The organism is Rahnella sp. P4_A8, from assembly GCF_056402435.1.
This window is the reverse complement of sequence record NZ_JBFUHK010000014.1, coordinates 48,008-62,160: the sequence shown is the minus strand read 5'-3', so window position 1 is coordinate 62,160 and position 14,153 is coordinate 48,008. Positions and strand designations below refer to the sequence as shown.

The following is a 14,153-nucleotide window of genomic DNA, read 5'->3' as shown; positions in this document are numbered from 1 at the left end:
CGCCGCAGGATGGCATTTATCCTGCGGCGGGCATAACGCATAACCTCTGTTACCGGTGCAGGCGCAGCATACTTGAGACAGAAGATAGCGCAGAGATAAGACAGGCCAGCCCGAAGACATAGACGGCGAACTGTGCCCCCGCCTGCCCCGTCAGTCCGTTCAACAGTGCAATAACCATCGCGACCAGCGCCGCACCAATGGATTGCCCTGCTGTCCTGGCGGTTGACAATACCCCCGAGGCCGTGACCGTTCGGTTCGGTGCCACATTCGAGAACATCTCTTTATTATTCGGCGGCAGGAACAGTCCATAGCCAATCCCGCAAACCGCCACGCGCCAGAGAAAATCATTCACCGTCGCCGCTTGCGGCAACAGAGCCAGAGATCCTAAACCCAGAGAGAAAATCACCACGCCGGCTGTCGATATCTGGGTAGGATTTAAACGATTGGACAGCCTGCCCGCCACCGGAGCGCAGATTGCAACGGCAACCGGCCACGGTGTAAAGATGAACGCCGATTCCAGCACCGAATAGTGATAGGCATGCTGCAGTACAAAGGGCAACCCCACCAGTGCCATCCCCTGTGCCACAAACATTGAGACAGAAGAGATCACCGCAAAGGTATACCGCCTTGAACGGAATATATCGAGCGGCAACAACGGGCTTTTTGAGCGCGTCTGCACGCTGACAAAGATGGCCAGCAGCAGCACCGAGGCGACGCCGCAAAGCATGAGTATGCGGCTATCCCAGCGCCCGATCTGATCCACAGCGATGACCATCAGCCCTAAAGCGACGGCTGAGGTCACCGCACCTCCCCAGTCGAAGCCTTTTTCCTTCTCAGTATCGACGCCCAGGGAGATCAGGGAGAAGACAATGGCAAGTGCACCCAGCGGGAGATTGATATAGAACAACCATGGCCAGTCCAGATAAGAGATGATCAGGCCGCCTAACGCCGGGCCGATGGCCGTCCCCACCGCAAAAGCCAGCGCGTTCAGCCCTAAAATGGTGCCCAACGTATGCGGCGGAAAGATAACCCTGTACAGACCCAGCCCGACGCTGATCATGACCGCATAGCTCACCCCCTGAAGTATACGCATGGCAACCAGCATGCCGAAGGTCGGGGAGAGGCTACAGCCCAGCGATGCCAGCGTAAACAGCACCATGCCAGCGGTGTAGAAGCGCCGCTCCCCTATCCTCGAACCCAGCGATGCACAGATCAACATCGTTGCAGCGCTGGCAACCTGATAGGCGTTGGTCACCCAGATGACAGAGGCTGAATCTACCCGTAAAGCCTCCGCAATAGAGGGCAAGGAAATATTGACGATGGAACTGTCCAGCGCCGCCATAACCACGCCAATCAAAATGGCGGCAGCCGCCAGATAGCGCCTTGGCGCCTCAAATCCTTGTTCTAAGGGACTACTGCTTACCAGCGACATATCCTTATCATCCTATATTGAATTGAAATTACGCACAGAGGCTTTCAGCCTCAGCAACCGGTCCTTCGAGGTAGGCCAGCAGGCCCAGCATCAGCACTTCTTCCGGGCTGGCAACAACGGGAGAGCGCGGCGCTTTCCAGGGCTGTTTACTGCCGTTGATGCGGATACTCCTCAGGAAACAGTAGGTGGTGAGGACATAGAACCGGTTGCGCATACTTTCCCCCATCAGCGGCAGCAGGCCGGAAATACCGCCTAACTCAGGGATCTCGCTAAGAATGCTGCCGTAGTCCGGCTTCGCCAGCACGAACATCAGTGCATCCGCCATCGGGACCATTTTGACTGCATCCTTTACCTCTGCCGCAAGCTCATGCCAGAACGAAAAAGCAAACCGCGAGAAGCCGAAAAGCGGATCCAGCCCGCGGACGGAAAAGTCAGGGTCAATGAAACGTGTCTGAGCATGCTCCTCGTTATAGAGCACATTGCCGAAGTGAAAATTGAAATGGGCTTTTTCTACCGATCTGAACTCTTCAGTCCGGGCCAGCTCCAGCGCTCTTTCATAGACTTCCCGGGCCGTGGTACTGAAACGCACCCCGTTAAGCAGAATAGGTTTATCAAACAGCTCATGAGCGAAGCGCGTGCCTTCCCACTCTTCCTGTAATCTGGCGGGCATCTCGTGGGTTATTGCCGACGAGGTTTCTGATTCCAGGCTGATCGCTTTCTGTACATTTTCCAGTGCGTTTCTGACGATCATCCTGCGCTCAGCCAGCGACCGTTGTTCGTCAAAGACGATCCTGGACAGCGGAAGGGAATCCATCTTCTCGAGAATATAAAATTGCCGCCCGGCTGCCAGCCCGTCGTGCAAGACCGGCACCATCAGTTCCGGATAAATATCGTGCAATGCCCGGATCTGATCGACTTCGGCTTTCAGTTTGCCATTGAACATTTCGGACATGGCCGTCTTCACAACGAAGCCTGAACTCAAAAAATCTACAGTATGTGAGCTTGTCATTTTTCAATCCCCTGGAAAGTTGCCACTGGCAGGCCAAGCGCGAGGCTGCGCGCTACAGCACGTACCACAGCGCTGTAGCCGACGGTGTTGTTAACAAACGACTGGATGATGACCTCACTCAAATTCTGACTGGCCAGATAGGCTGGCCGGAGAATGAGCAAGTGATTCTGATCGGAAAGAATGGTTGAACACCGGCGCTCGAAGGCATATGCACGGCTTCCTAACGGTGACCGCGATGCTTTCACAACATGAGGATGCGTCCCGCTCACCCGCTCAATCGCCGCCTCAATGAGACCGGGGGTTAACGCACCGCCATCCTTAACGATGAAACGGTTAATCTGATAGCCGGGTGCATGCACAGGCGCGCGTAATGAGACGGTATTCACTAACGGTGCCCAGGGCATCACCTTGTCCTGACTCATGGCAATTTGTGAGAAGCTCGGACGGAGATTGTCGCGCGCATCCTGCAGGCGTCCCTCGAATGATCGGGTGCCGAGTACACCGTTAGGCGTATCCGGATGCACGATATCGGTTTCAACCGACACAATATGCGAGGCGTTGCATTGGATAGATCTGAGCGCCTCGGTGAGTACGCGCAGTGAGGCATGCATGCCATTGGTCTGGCAGGAGCCGAGGCAATACATGCCCGAACCGACCACCTGGCGTTGTATCGTGTCGATATCATCGCGGGTCAGATCTTCCAGACAGCCATAGATACTCGGCAGTTCGTTGGCCTCTGCAACGCCCAGCACCACGTCGGCGAGTTCTTGCATGTTGCGGGCGACAGGGCTGTTTTTGTCCATATCCAGCTTGCTGGTTGCGATAAAGCCAATGTCGAAGCGACCTGTCTGCGGAGGAAGATCTTTGGCAAGATCGCCAAAGAAAAAGTGAACCTCACGACCGTCGATCCGCAGGGTGTCATGATCGATAATGTCGGTGTGAGACTGGATGCCGGGATGCGCCATCGCCAGACGGGCTACGATGCCATCTATCGGACGCAGTTCAGGATAATGTTTATCTAAAGAAGGAGGATTCGTGACGACGGTTTGAATAACAAAACCATCCTTCGCCGGATCATTCTGAATCAGCAAATTCGCGCCGATCTCCGCTCCGCAACCCACTAATATGGCTTTTTTCACTTCATCACCTCGCGCTAAATGAATATAGGTAAGTGTGTTAAATGCGGCCTAGTCCCAGGAGAACATTTTCAGCAAATCAGTGACGGACATGGCATCAAGCTTCGATTCCGAAATCAGGGTTTCGGCCAGAATATGGGCGCGGTCACGCAGCGGGCTGTCTGAAAGATTCAGATGGAATTTCGTCAGCAGCGCCCCGAAACACTCTTCACGGCGACGAACATGGCCGAGCGGATATTCAATGGTTTCAGAGATCTCTTCAGTCATGCCATGACACTTCAGATAGAGCGCATTGGGAATGGCGCGCTTGTCAGGGTCGTAGTAGTTCTCTGTAAAGGAAGGGCGTTCAGTGCAGGTGATTTTCAATCGCAGTGCATCCAGTTGAGGATCACTGGCGAGCGGTTCGTGGAAATCTTTAATCGTCAGATTTCCGGTCTGCAGCCCCACGGCAACCATGTACTGGAGACAGTGATCGCGATCGGCGGAGTTATTCAGCGGTCCTGATTTATCAATAATCTGAATCGCCGGTCGGGTTGTTTCTACCCGCACATACTCGATGCTCTCAGGCGTAAACCCGGCTGCCAGTATCCGTTCCCGAAGGTTAATGGCCGCTTCTACAGCAGTCTGGGCGTGGTACTCAGCGGGATTGGGAACCTTGAACAAGATGTTCTTAATGACAAAATCTGACAGGTTGCGCGACAGATTGAAGGGTTTGCCCCGCAAAACAGCATCATTGAATCCCCACCGGCTGACCGTCAGCGCGCTGGGATAACCCATTTCACCGGTTTGCGCGAACAGCGCCAGTTGCAGGCCACGCGCCGTGGCGTCTCCGGCGGCCCATGACTTACGGGTACCGGCATTTGGCGCATGCCGGTAGGTTCGGAGAGAGTGACCGTCGATAATAGCGTTGGACAGTGCACTCAGTGCCTGGTCTTTTGACAAGCCGAGGAGTTGAGCCGAGGCGATGGCAGAAGCCACTTTCACCAACACCACATGGTCAATCCCCAGCGCATTAAAACAGTTCGACAGACACAGCACGCCGTGGATCTCATAAGCACGAATCATCGTATTCAGGACGGCTGTCATATCAGCGGGCGGCTGATTACCGTCAGTCAGGCTATGCCAGGTTGCGGCAGCCAGGATGGCCCCCAGATTATCGGACGGGTGCCCCCACTCCTGCGCAAGCCAGGTGTCATTGAACTCCAGCCAGCGGATCATCGAACCGATATGAAAGGCCGCCTCGATCGGTCCCAGTCTGAGTCCGGTACCGACAACCGGGACACCCGCCTGGCTCTTGCTGAACTGAGCGCTGCCCATTAGTTTCAGACAGTCGTGATCGGCAGAGGCGGCAATTGCGCAACCTATCGAATCCAGCAGACAATAACGCGCCAGGCGTAAAGTCTCATTATCAAAGGTTGTCCGCTCATAGGCGTAGTCAACCAGCTCAACCATTACCTCATCAAACTCTGCATGCGCCATATTTCACCCCATAAACAAAAATGAATTGTCGAAATACACGTAATTGAGATCCGGTAATATATATATCCAGATAATAGAAATAGACAACGCGTTGATTTATATGAGAATACTCTCCATCACTCATAAAATCGTAATGGGCATGGCAATAAAAGACCAGCGAATAAAATCGAGGCATTCATCGAAAGTATTGATGCCCTGACAAAATGCCTGTTGAGGAGGACGGAAAGTTCAGGGAAATGAGCATGAGTTACAGAGCGTGAAAATAAGCACAGTCTGTTGTTGAAATTCGTAATTCAGAATTAATGTCTGCCGGAAAGGTAATAATAATGACACGCACCCTGATGTGGCCACGCAGTGCCCGCAGTGGTAGCCCGGAGCGGAGATTTTAAAACATAGTGACAAACTCACTAATACAGAATATAAATAATTGTTGTGACGGTGAACTAATTTTTAGCATGAGGTCTCAAATGAAGCTAAGTGAACTTCTTGCGTTCGTGACAGTCGTGGAGACAGGGAACATAACCCAGGCAGCCGAGCGTCTGAATCGCGTGCAATCGAGTATTTCCCACCGAATCAGGAGCCTGGAGGATAATCTGGATGTCACCCTGTTAGATCGAAAAACCGATGGGTGCTCACTGACTGCGCAAGGCCAGATACTTTATGACTACGCACTTAAAATATTGAATCTTGCGGATGATTGTAAAAACAACATTTCCCACTCCAAAAATAGCCAGCTGAATATGCGTATTGGCATAATCGAATGTCTACCCCCCTATATTGTCAGTTCACTGATCGATTTAGGTCATGATTTGGGCTGGAATATCGATATTTCGATTGGGAACACCATAAGCTTGCTTAATGCCTTCGACCAAAACGAATTTGATGCGGTAATAATCGGTGCAGGTTTTTCAAACACGCAACATGCGCGCTCCATATTACTCTCCAGCGAACTGGTTATTATTACAGAGAAAAATTACCCCACCATTAAAGACATTTCCAGTCTGGATGGCGAAGTTTTTTTACTCAGCAGCAAAAAATGTGCAACCACTACCCGCAATTATAATGTTCTTTTTAATGAAGGGCATATCACGCCTAAGCGGGTGGTAGAATGTGGTTCCTATCCCGTACTGTTCTCCAGCATCGCTGCCGGCAAAGGCGTGTCGTTAGTTTTACGTTGTTCTATCAGCGGCGAGGTACAAAATAAGATAAAAATTCATGAACTCAGTGGCCAGTTCAATGACTTCAAAATAGAGCTTGTTTATCGTACAGATTCACCTTATCTGGATAGCACTAAATTCAGAGGCATAATGACCTCACTTTTTCAGGATCCCCGGCTGCACAATATCGGTTATTAGGGCATTCGTAACCAACACGTACACTCCCCATGTTAGTGAAATTCCCTCATCTCAAATACAAATGGGAGAGCATACATCTGCCGTATGCCCTCCCATCCCATAAGCCTGCCCTCCCCCGTTCGTCGTATTCTGACGACAAGATGATCAATACTCCGTTATCCGTTATGAAGGTTTACGCAGAGCCACTAAGGCTTTCGCTCTGCACTTCTCCAGTATTAATTTCATCACGGGCACTTCAAAGTACTTATATAAAAAAGAGGCAAATGAGACGGATAAAACCAACGCGACGGCGATAAGCGCAATTCCCTCCGGTAAGCTAAACTTTCTTCCTGCCGTAAGATTCAAAAAATAAAAGAGCACTAAGAAATGAACCATATAGAAGGAATAGGATATTTCTCTTAACCACACCGATGTTTTACTGTTTAACAGAGTGTTTCGGTATTTTAAATCATCACCCGCAATCGAAACGATTAATAAACACACCGGGATGATGAAAACCACGCTCATACTGAACTGGTAAGGGATATACATGGAACCGATGTAAGTTGCTGCAAGCAGGGTAAACGACGCCGTTTTCGTCAGCACGAGCATTCGTCCGTTCATCAGCAGCCGGGCTGCAAACATACCGGCAAGGAATTCAAATATGCGTGATGGGGGAAAAATATACGAAACCCAAAAGTGTTGCTGCGAGATCGGAAACGCCCCCATCATCTTGTCCGGCTCAACCCAGAGGTAAATATATGTTTGAACCAATAAGGATGCCGCCGTTACTATTATTAATCCGGCTAAATCGAATTTTTCAGGTATTGTCTTCATTACTCTGAAAAGAAAGGGGAAAGAAAGATAAAACATCGCTTCTATACAAAGAGACCAACTGGGTCTGTTACCGACGAAAAAATAGTGAACATCATCAACCCAGGTATTCAATAACAGAAGGTTTGATGACCAAAGTTTATATTGATAGATACTCATGGCACCAATAATGAATGCTATAGCCCAGGTCAGACAATGCGTAGGGTAAATCTTTGCAAAACGTCGCAGGTAAAAATCTCCCACGGTGTCATTATCTCTCGCAGACCACACCATAATGAATCCACTGAGTATGAAGAAATATGAAACGCCGAGCCAGCCCGCTTTACCCACAATAACGGTGAAAATGTGCTGTATGGTTGGATCTGAAAAGGGAGCGAGATCGCTGGGTAGCGATGAATGAAATAAAAAAACTAATAAAGCCGCCCAGAATCTGCTTCCGGTAAGCGATGGAAGTTTGATCTGCGGGGGTAATTTCCCGGTTGTTATTGGCTGACTCCCCGCCATTTCAATGGCGTCAGCATGAATAGCATCAATACTTATTTCTCTGTTTATTGCAGGATTCATGGTGTTCCCCCTGAGGATAGTATTTTATACCGGAAGATTTATTCAGTAGCATAGCGACAATGTTACACAGCAAAAATAAATAGCGGCAAAGCAACTTAAGCAGAGCCTGACCGGTTACCAATAATTAACCGTTGCGTTGCCGGTCAGGAAATAAAGTATTTTCAGAGCAGAACTTTCTGATGAAAGTTTTAACTAGTGGATATCGACGGTCACGTATCCGGATTTACGTTTTTCAATATAACCAAATCCTTGTTCGCCAAAATGCATACCACCGACAAGAACGCTGTCCGAGCTCACGCTTTCAAGTATGCGGGAACGTGTCTCTGCCGCCATTTGAGGATCATAGTCAAAGGCGATGGCAACATCCGGTTTTAGCAGTTGAATATGAGGAAAATGAACAATATCACCCCAAATCAACAGGCTATCTCTGTTACCCTCAATCCGGTAACCTGTATGACCCGGCGTGTGACCTTTCAGCGGGATCGCAAAAACACCAGGAAATACCTCGCCTTTATCGATGAGACGAAGATTTTTCTGATACTTTTTGAATATACTTCGCGCCAGCAGGAAATTGCCTTTTACGCGGTCACTGACGGCAGCGAAATTTTCATCATCTTGCAGATAATTAAATTCATCGCTGTTTATGATCAATTCGGCATTAGCAAATACAGCCTCACCTTCTGCGTTTAACAATCCACCAATATGATCAGGATGTGCATGTGTGAGTAATACCGCGTCAATATTGCCAGGTTGTATCCCCAGCAGATCCAGATTAGCAACCAGTTTGCCGCCCCAGCCCTTAACGCCTCCTGCCCCGCTATCGATAAGAATATTTTTACCCTTCTGGCGGACTAAAAAAGTATTAATATGCACCGCATTGAGTTCACTGACTTGTGCACTGCGCTGAATTTCCTTGCACTCGTCCTCATCCACATTTGAAAGCATTCCGAAGTCGACATGCAGATATCCATCACTTACCGCAGTAACCGATATATCGCCGAGATCTCTTGTTGGAAAATTAACATTCATAATCCGTTCCTTAGTTCTTTGCATAAATATTACCCGCTTCAAAAGAGAAACAGCGAATTCTCGCTATGACTCCTGTCTTCTCCTTAATTAATAAATCAACCTGATGCATGAATTCATCCAACACCGACAGGGTTCGGAAAACTTCCTGGCGTAGTCTTGCTTCGAAATAGACCGGTGTGCCAAAACCTATCTCTGCGGTGAGGTAGCTGATGTGAATATTATTTTCTTTCGCTTTCAGGATCTCTATGGCGAGACGGGCTAAAGCCGTTGAAAATTCCGCAAAGGCCTCTGCATCTAACCGGTGGCTTGCAGCGGTATAGAGAGTAATACTGGGCATCTTCGACTCCTTCGAATGGATATTTACGCCGCCAGGTTATTTTATACGGCTCTGACAGACACTAATCGCATGCTTTTTATGACATCGGGATTGACCACCGTGCCAATGTCCGAAGCCCCCCGGCGGAGTTGGTCAATTAACTCGATGCCACTCGTTACTTTCCCAAAAGCAGTGTAATTCTGGTCTAAAAAACCCGCCCTCGCGGAGGTGATGAAAAACTGATGACGGGCGCTGTGCGGATGCCGTGATCTGGCCATGCCGACGGTACCGCGTTCAAAAGGCAATCGGTTAAACTCTGCGGCCAGCGCCGGTAATTTCGTGTAATCCAGCCCTGTATCTTTTATCGGGTCACCCGTTTGTGCCATAAAGCCTTCTATGACCCGGTTAAACGGCATGCCATCATAAAATTTGGCCTGTACCAGCGATTTTATGCGTTCAACATGCCCGGGGGCCAAATCGGGAAATAAGCGGATGCTCACGGTTCCACTCTCCAGTTGCATCTCGATAATATCTCTCTGAGCCATTACCCCTTTGAAGGCAGCCGGAAGCATTGCAACACCCGCGCACAAGCCCAGGCTTCCACCAATAAATAACCGACGATTCATAGAATTTACTCCGTTCGCGCATCAGACTTTTCATCGTCTGCCATGCCAGATTTGCTCATTAACAGCGCCCGTACGTCCTTACAGGCGCTGACTGCCTGCGCTGATTGTTAATGCGTATTCTTGTTATCAATGAACGAGATGATTTCATCAGTGAGCGCTTCGGGTTGCTCATAATTCGGTAAATGGGCGGCGCCGGGTAGGGTATGCAATTGGGCATTGCGCTTGTCGGCCAGACGTTGCGCGTAGTCCGGAGGCGTAAGTTGATCCTCACTTCCTCTGACCACCACAGCCCTTACCCCCGGAATATTCATATCGGTCAGATCGGTGTCGGCGATGGCATAAGAGCAACCCGCGAAGGCTTCAACCGAAGTGCGACGCAACATCTGTTTCATACCCTCCGCGTAGGGCGAGTCGATAAATTTCGGTGTGACCCATTTGCTCAGAATCCCCATTTCGAGATGTTCAACACCGTGGTGAAATACATCTTCAGCCCGGGCGCGCCAGAGCGAAGGCGGAGCGGCATTCACCAGTGCAGTATCAACAATGATCATTCCCTGAACTCGTTTGGGGATCTTGAACCCAATCCATTGCGCTATTGTTCCGCCGATTGAGACCCCGGCAACATAAAACTCGTTGATGTGAAGATGGTCCAGCGCCGCCACCACATCGTCGGCCAAATCTGACATTGAAAACTGCAGGGAATCGACTGCGCTTAATCCATGCCCACGGATGTCCAGGCGAATAACACGATAACGCTCACTCAGACGCGGCATTTGCAAATCCCAAAGGTGCAAATCCGTCCCCAAAGAATGAAGAAGTACCAATGTCGTTGCATTTTCAGAACCCTGCACATCGACGTGCTGAGTTAATTTAAGTGGCCGGATAAACATTTAATACTCCATATTCTTTTTGCTTCTGTTTCGTCGGCTCTCCGTCACGCATTACCTGATCCGACGTCTCGTCCTGCTTATAGAACCATGAATTCTGCTACGCCATAGTCGCAACGTATTCATAACGACATGCTGATATTATTTTTTCAGTTTCATGCAAATAAATTTTTTCGTTATGAGGGTCAGCCTTAAATACGTTGTTAACGCTGTTATTATTAAAACAATTCTTATCGTCGCTCTAATGGATAATTTCGATATCACTATCGAAATTGTAGATACGGGGCAGATCTTAATAGGGGAAAACCTGGCGAAGGAACAGACTGACCGGGGAAATGCTGCGCAGCAGGAATTGCAGGCAATAATTTTTCTGCACGTTGTTCGGTATGCCGCTGATAATAAAAAGCCCGCACAAGAGAACGGGCCTTTTATACATCAGTGTTTGATGAAATTACACATGGGCGATTTTCTTCGCATCCAGCGCTTTATGAATAGCCGCTTCCAGTTCGTTGATTTCAAACTTCGCCACGTAACCGTCGGCGCCCACTTTACGCACGTGATCTTCGTTGGCGCTGCCGGATAATGAAGAGTGAATGATCACCGGAATATTTTTCAGGAACTCATCACGCTTGATATTGAGCGTCAGCGTAAAGCCATCCATTTCCGGCATTTCCAGATCAGTTAAGACAAAGGAGATTTTATCGGAAATGGGCAGCCCCTGGGCTTTGCATTCTTCGGCCATTTTGCGGATTTTATTCCAGGCTTCCAGACCGGTGACATGCATCTGCGCCGGAATCTCCATCATGTTCAGGCCTTTTTCCAGCATCTGACGGGCAACTTTAGAGTCTTCGGCGACAATCGCCACCGTACCCGGCTTGAGTTTAAACGCGCTGGTTTTCTTCTTATCCATGTTGATATTGCTGTTGGGAATAATGTCATGGAGAATTTGTTCAACGTCGAGCACCAGCGCCAGACGGTTACTGGATTTATCGCTGTCCAGACGCGCAATACTGGTGATGTTGCGGCTCTTCACACCGGCTTCGGCGGCCAGCACCTGACTCCATTCAAGACGCACAATGTCGTCTACGGATTCCACCGCAAACGCCTGGGTGCTGCGCGCATATTCGGTGACCAGCAAAATGTTCAGGCCGGTTTTTGGTACGCATCCCACCACGGCAGGCAGGTCGATGACCGGAATAATTTCGCCACGGATGTTCGCCATGCCCATCATCGGCGAGACCATTCCGGCGGCTTTGGTCAGCGTTGGCATCGGCACGATTTCGCGCAATTTAAAAACGTTGATACCAAAAAGTTCAGATTGCTCATCATCCGGAGAGGTCCCCAGACGGAACAGCAAAAGCTCAAACCGGTTTGATGAAGTGAGATTGGTTCTCTCATCAATTTCTTTCTGAAAATTATCCATACTTTCCCCATGCCTGTTGTTATTCGTTTTTGACTATGTTTGCGCTGTACGTCATTCGGAAAATAAGGAATTCCATTCTCTTTTTTCTCAGAGGGACATTCTTTATATCGGCCGCTCAGGAGGAATTCTTTATAGCGGGGAGAAAATTGAAGGGAAAGCACCCGGTATCACGGAAATACCGGGCAAAAAGGGTCAGCGGCCGATTTTCACCAGCGTCCGGCCCTGAATTTTATTGTTCAGGAAATCGGCTGCGACAGCCGGAACTTGGTCCAGGGTAATTTCCGTCGCGGCCTGCTGATAAAAATCATCCGGCAGCGTATTCAGTAAACGCTCCCAGACGGCAGCACGGCGTTCAGCGGGAACCGAAACCGAATCCACCCCCTGCAAACGGACGTTGCGCAGAATAAACGGCATCACGGTCGTCGGCAGGTTGAAGCCCCCGGCCAGACCGCAGGCCGCCACGCAACCGCCGTAGTTGGTTTGCGCCAGCAGTTTAGCCAGCACTTTGTCACCGACGGTATCGACCGCACCGGCCCAGACTTGTTTTTCCAGCGGACGGGTCTCTGCAAAATCATCGCGGGAGAGAATTTCGCTGGCACCCAGTTTACGCAGATAGTCATGCGTAGATTCACGGCCCGTCACCGCAGCCACGGTATAACCGAGTGTATGCAACAAGGCCACCGCCGTACTACCCACGCCGCCGCTGGCACCCGTCACGACCACGGTGCCGCTTTCGGGTGTCACGCCCGCCTCTTCCAGCGCCATGACGCACAGCATGGCAGTGAAACCGGCGGTGCCGATAATCATGGCATTGCGCGCAGCCAGACCTTCCGGCAGCGCGACCAGCCAGTCACCTTTGACGCATGCCTGCTCCGCCAGACCGCCCCAGTGCGTTTCGCCGACGCCCCAGCCGGTGAGAATGACGGATTGCCCGACGGAGAAACGCGGGTCGTTACTGCGGCTGACATGGCCGGCAAAATCAATGCCCGGCACCATCGGAAACTGACGAATGATTTTGCCTTTACCGGTAATGGCCAGGGCATCTTTGTAATTCAGCCCTGACCAGCTGATATCAACCAGTACGTCGCCTGCCGCCATGTCCGGCAGCGCAATCTCTTTCACTTCGGCCAGCGTGGCCTTGTCTTGTTGTTCCAGAACCAATGCTTTCATTTTTTTCCCTTTATGATTTCAGGAGATTAAAGTTTTTGTCATGAGGTATGCGATGACTCACGTAATGATTGCAGGTGCTATTTTTTGAATTTATGGCCGACGAGTTTATGAATGAACAGGTGACTGCAGCGTATGACGGAAATACGCCCAGAACTGGTCCAGTGGTGCGGCCGAGCGGTACAGTTTTGCGCGCATCACCGCGCCTTCCCAGCCAGACCAGAAAATCTGCGCCAGTTGCGCAGGCGGCATGTCTGATGCGATATCTCCGGCCTGACGGGCTTCTTCCAGACAGGTGGCAACACGGTCTTCCCATTCGCCCAAAATCGTTTTGAGTTGCTGCGAAAAATCTTCCGGCAACAGCGGGGATTCCTGCAATAAATTGCCGACCAGACAGCCGCGTCTGAACTCAAACTTCGCCATTCCCTCACCGGCATGGGTCACAAACGCACCGATGCGTTGCAGCGGTGACAACTCAGCCCTGAGCAGAAACTTGTCGAGTTTGTGGGCGAAAAATGAGCCGTAAGCCGTCAGAACGGCCATGCCGAAATCCTGCTTACTTTTGAAATAGTGATAAAACGATCCTTTCGGCACCGCGATGTTTTTAATCACCGCGTCGATGCCTGCTGACAGGTAACCCGTTTCGGTGATCACTTCAAGCCCCGAACGGATCAGCGCTTCACGCGTATCATCAAACTCGCGTGCCGTTCTCGGCGGACGCCCGCGGCGCGGTTTGACTGGCACGTCAGGTTCAGTAGAAAACTCAGCACTCATCATTTAGACCGATCGTTTTTTAATTGCAGAAAGCCTACGCCCAATTTTTTAGACGGGCAAGTCCGTGAATGTTTTTACAGGGTAAAAAGTCCCGGACCTAAAAAACCTGCAAAGCAAAAAGCCCGCCCGGAGTTACCGGAGCG

At 50.3% G+C, this 14,153-nt stretch carries 13 protein-coding genes; 1 reads left to right on the top strand and 12 read right to left on the bottom strand.

Features of this window, described 5'->3' with window-relative positions; translation table 11 throughout:
* Positions 1–49: 49 nt before the first annotated feature.
* From AC1DUO_RS10165 to AC1DUO_RS10150, 4 genes are read right to left on the bottom strand one after another with little or no spacing between them, the layout of a single operon-like run.
* Positions 50–1,432, bottom strand: a complete 1,383-nt coding sequence (locus AC1DUO_RS10165) for a DHA2 family efflux MFS transporter permease subunit (RefSeq protein WP_013575196.1) — start codon at positions 1,430–1,432, stop codon at positions 50–52.
* A 28-nt stretch (positions 1,433–1,460) separates the two neighbouring features.
* Entirely contained in the window at positions 1,461–2,384 is a 924-nt protein-coding gene (locus tag AC1DUO_RS10160; protein WP_223509396.1) for an aminoglycoside phosphotransferase family protein, read from the bottom strand.
* Between the two features lie 53 nt (positions 2,385–2,437).
* Positions 2,438–3,580, bottom strand: a complete 1,143-nt coding sequence (locus AC1DUO_RS10155) for a hypothetical protein (protein ID WP_477987216.1) — start codon at positions 3,578–3,580, stop codon at positions 2,438–2,440.
* A 48-nt stretch (positions 3,581–3,628) separates the two neighbouring features.
* The gene (locus AC1DUO_RS10150) at positions 3,629–5,056 is read right to left on the bottom strand and encodes a bifunctional 2-methylcitrate dehydratase/aconitate hydratase (RefSeq protein WP_121019418.1); all 1,428 of its coding nucleotides are present in this window, start codon (positions 5,054–5,056) and stop codon (positions 3,629–3,631) included.
* A gap of 467 nt (positions 5,057–5,523) precedes the next feature.
* Here AC1DUO_RS10150 and AC1DUO_RS10145 point away from each other — a divergent pair, with 467 nt between their 5' ends.
* Complete coding sequence (locus AC1DUO_RS10145; protein WP_037034802.1) at positions 5,524–6,411, top strand: LysR family transcriptional regulator; 888 nt, start codon at positions 5,524–5,526, stop codon at positions 6,409–6,411.
* A 162-nt stretch (positions 6,412–6,573) separates the two neighbouring features.
* Here the strand turns inward: AC1DUO_RS10145 and AC1DUO_RS10140 are convergent, their stop codons facing one another.
* The 8 genes from AC1DUO_RS10140 to acuR form a co-directional block, all read right to left on the bottom strand.
* Positions 6,574–7,788 carry an acyltransferase family protein gene (locus AC1DUO_RS10140; RefSeq protein WP_477987213.1) on the bottom strand — a complete coding sequence of 405 codons (1,215 nt, stop codon included), beginning with the start codon at positions 7,786–7,788 and terminating at the stop codon, positions 6,574–6,576.
* A gap of 192 nt (positions 7,789–7,980) precedes the next feature.
* Complete coding sequence (locus AC1DUO_RS10135) at positions 7,981–8,817, bottom strand: MBL fold metallo-hydrolase (RefSeq protein ID WP_037034806.1); 837 nt, start codon at positions 8,815–8,817, stop codon at positions 7,981–7,983.
* A 10-nt stretch (positions 8,818–8,827) separates the two neighbouring features.
* On the bottom strand, positions 8,828–9,154 hold the full coding sequence (locus AC1DUO_RS10130; RefSeq protein WP_013575189.1) for a hypothetical protein: 327 nt from the start codon (positions 9,152–9,154) through the stop codon (positions 8,828–8,830).
* Between the two features lie 41 nt (positions 9,155–9,195).
* Complete coding sequence (locus tag AC1DUO_RS10125; protein ID WP_013575188.1) at positions 9,196–9,759, bottom strand: peptidylprolyl isomerase; 564 nt, start codon at positions 9,757–9,759, stop codon at positions 9,196–9,198.
* Positions 9,760–9,866: 107 nt separating this feature from the next.
* Positions 9,867–10,649, bottom strand: coding sequence for an alpha/beta fold hydrolase (locus AC1DUO_RS10120; RefSeq protein ID WP_112198312.1), 783 nt, complete (start codon positions 10,647–10,649; stop codon positions 9,867–9,869).
* 448 nt (positions 10,650–11,097) lie between these two features.
* Entirely contained in the window at positions 11,098–12,069 is a 972-nt protein-coding gene (locus AC1DUO_RS10115) for a chemotaxis protein (RefSeq protein WP_013575185.1), read from the bottom strand.
* 192 nt (positions 12,070–12,261) lie between these two features.
* Positions 12,262–13,239, bottom strand: a complete 978-nt coding sequence (gene acuI / locus AC1DUO_RS10110; RefSeq protein WP_447868381.1) for an acrylyl-CoA reductase (NADPH) — start codon at positions 13,237–13,239, stop codon at positions 12,262–12,264.
* Between the two features lie 105 nt (positions 13,240–13,344).
* Positions 13,345–14,013 carry an acrylate utilization transcriptional regulator AcuR gene (gene acuR, locus AC1DUO_RS10105; protein WP_449632501.1) on the bottom strand — a complete coding sequence of 223 codons (669 nt, stop codon included), beginning with the start codon at positions 14,011–14,013 and terminating at the stop codon, positions 13,345–13,347.
* Positions 14,014–14,153: the final 140 nt, after the last annotated feature.